This is a genomic window from Aquidulcibacter sp., assembly GCF_049239865.1.
GTDB lineage: Bacteria > Pseudomonadota > Alphaproteobacteria > Caulobacterales > Aquidulcibacteraceae > Aquidulcibacter.
Genome location: NZ_JBMLTR010000169.1, coordinates 1 through 2182, shown reverse-complemented (window position 1 = coordinate 2182; position 2182 = coordinate 1). Strand labels below are relative to the sequence as shown.

The following is a 2182-nucleotide window of genomic DNA, read 5'->3' as shown; positions in this document are numbered from 1 at the left end:
CGGGCTTGGCCTTTTTGGGCGCGTCGGCCGGGTTTGGCGTCTTGGTTTTGAACTTGCAGATATCGGCGATGCCACACCGCCAACAAGCTGGCTTACGGGCATCGCAGACATAGCGACCATGCAGGATTAACCAGTGATGTGCACCCTTCTTGTACGCGTCCGGTGTTACCCGTTCCAGCACTGCTTCAACCTGATCTGGATTTTTTCCAGGCGCGAGACCTGTCCGGTTTGAGACGCGAAAGATATGCGTATCTACGGCGATGGTGGGTTCGCCAAACGCTTCGTTGAGAACCACATTGGCGGTCTTGCGACCAACGCCTGGCAATTCGGTTAGGGCCTCACGGTTCCGGGGCACCTCACCGCCATATTTCTCGAGCAACAATTCTGACAAGGCGATGACGTTTTTTGCCTTGTTGCGCCATAGGCCGATGGTCTTGATATAATTAGCAACGCCTTCTTCACCCAACGCCACCATTTTCTCCGGCGTATCAGCCACCGCAAACAGGCGTTTGGTCGCTTTATTCACGCCTACATCGGTCGCTTGGGCCGACAGCGCCACGGCGACAACCAGCGTATAAGGGTCCGTATAATCCAGCTCGGTTCGCGGATCGGGTCGCTCTAGTGCCAATTGCGCATAGAGGGCTGCAATCTCGGCGGCTTTCAGTTTGGATTTTACAATTTTTGCTTTCGTGGCCATGGCCCCGCCATAGCCAATTGCGACGAGCCCCGCTAGCCCCTTCAAAAAACCTGCAACCTTCTACATTCTCGAACTGTGCTTTGTGATCGTTTGCGCTAGCTTAGGCACCATGAGCCTGTCGATCACCGCCCTTTCAGTTGCCCCTGAGTTTGACCAGCGCGACGCCATTTACATGGACGCTGTGCTTCGTCCGAACCGATCTCTATCCAACCATGGCTTTCGCATCGTTATGCTGTCCCTCGCGGCCATGAGTTTCTTTTCGGGTCTAGCGTTTCTCTCCATTGGCGCTTGGCCAGTCATCGGCTTTTTCGGATTAGATGTCATTTTGGTCTATTTGGCCTTTAAGGTGAATTTCAAAGCCGGTGCACGCGAATGCGAGACGGTGAAGGTGAGTGCCGCCCAAGTAGCAATTTCTAAGACGTGTCACCGTGGCAAAATTGGGTGGTGGCGCGTTAGCCCCAGTTTTGCCCGTGTTATTGTGGATGAAGTCAACGAATATGAGACTCAAGTGACCTTGTCCGCCGGCGGGGCCAGCCTGCCCTTAGCAACCTGCCTCTCGTCGCATGAGCGTATTGAGTTTGCAGCAGCCCTTAAAGAAGCGCTAGAACAAGCGCGCAGCGAGCGCTACCCGACTGAAGTGACTGTTTGAAAGGTCTCAAGATGGAATATCTGCACACCATGATCCGCGTCGGCAATCTGGACGCCGCCTTAGATTTCTTTTGTGGCGGCTTGGGACTGGTCGAGTTGCGCCGGACCGAGAACGAGAAGGGCCGCTTCACCTTGGTGTTTCTCGCAGCCCCGGTAGATGCCGAACGCTTCAAGTCGCAAGGCGAGGCCCCACAAAGCGGCCTGCCAGGTGGCCTGCCCATGGTGGAACTGACCTATAATTGGGATGAGCATGCCTATGATGGTGGGCGTAATTTTGGCCATTTGGCTTATCGCGTCGATGACATCTATGGCCTGTGTGCGCATCTGGCCGCCCGTGGCGTGATCATCAACCGGCCACCGCGGGACGGCTATATGGCTTTCGTGCGTTCGCCCGACGGGATTTCAGTCGAACTCTTGCAGCGAGGTGCCGCTTTGGCGCCGCAAGAGCCTTGGACAAGTGCGCCAAACATCGGCTCATGGTGAGGTAGTTGAACTATATCCGCACACAACAAACATGATGATATTTGGGGAGGCTGGCGCGATGCAGAGACGATTTTTGGCTTGGTTCTGGGTGGCTTTGGCTGGCCTAATGATGGGGGCCTGCAGCCGAGATTTGCCGCGAGCAGTTGCTGAGGCGCGCTATACGTCGCCAACTTCGCAATTCATCAATATCAGCGACGGTGTCCGTTTGCATGTGCGGAACGAAGGAAAGCGCGATGCGCCGGTCCTGATCCTTGCCCACGGCTCAAATGCTTCCCTCCATACCTGGGAGCCTTGGGTCGGCCAGCTCAAAGACAATTGGCGCGTGATCAGCTTTGACTTCCCGGCCCATGGCCT

4 protein-coding genes are annotated in these 2182 nt (G+C 55.7%); 3 read left to right on the top strand and 1 reads right to left on the bottom strand.

Going from position 1 to position 2182, the window contains the following annotated elements; translation table 11 throughout:
- A partial coding sequence (gene nth, locus ACOVRA_RS11900; protein WP_421720476.1) for an endonuclease III occupies positions 1 to 697 on the bottom strand: 697 nt, incomplete at its 3' end.
- Between the two features lie 109 nt (positions 698 to 806).
- Between nth and ACOVRA_RS11895 the strand changes: the two genes are divergently transcribed.
- The 3 genes from ACOVRA_RS11895 to ACOVRA_RS11885 all read left to right on the top strand — a co-directional run.
- On the top strand, positions 807 to 1346 hold the full coding sequence (locus tag ACOVRA_RS11895; protein ID WP_421720475.1) for a DUF2244 domain-containing protein: 540 nt from the start codon (positions 807 to 809) through the stop codon (positions 1344 to 1346).
- Between the two features lie 11 nt (positions 1347 to 1357).
- Complete coding sequence (locus ACOVRA_RS11890) at positions 1358 to 1828, top strand: VOC family protein (RefSeq protein ID WP_298228877.1); 471 nt, start codon at positions 1358 to 1360, stop codon at positions 1826 to 1828.
- 58 nt (positions 1829 to 1886) lie between these two features.
- The coding region (locus tag ACOVRA_RS11885) for an alpha/beta fold hydrolase (protein WP_421720474.1) at positions 1887 to 2182 on the top strand (296 nt) is incomplete at its 3' end.

Bases quoted from the DNA above. Each gene is read 5' to 3' on its own strand.
- ACOVRA_RS11895 (WP_421720475.1), top strand. From the start codon at position 807: ATGAGCCTGTCGATCACCGCCCTTTCAGTTGCCCCTGAGTTTGACCAG.
- ACOVRA_RS11890 (WP_298228877.1), top strand. From the start codon at position 1,358: ATGGAATATCTGCACACCATGATCCGCGTCGGCAATCTGGACGCCGCC.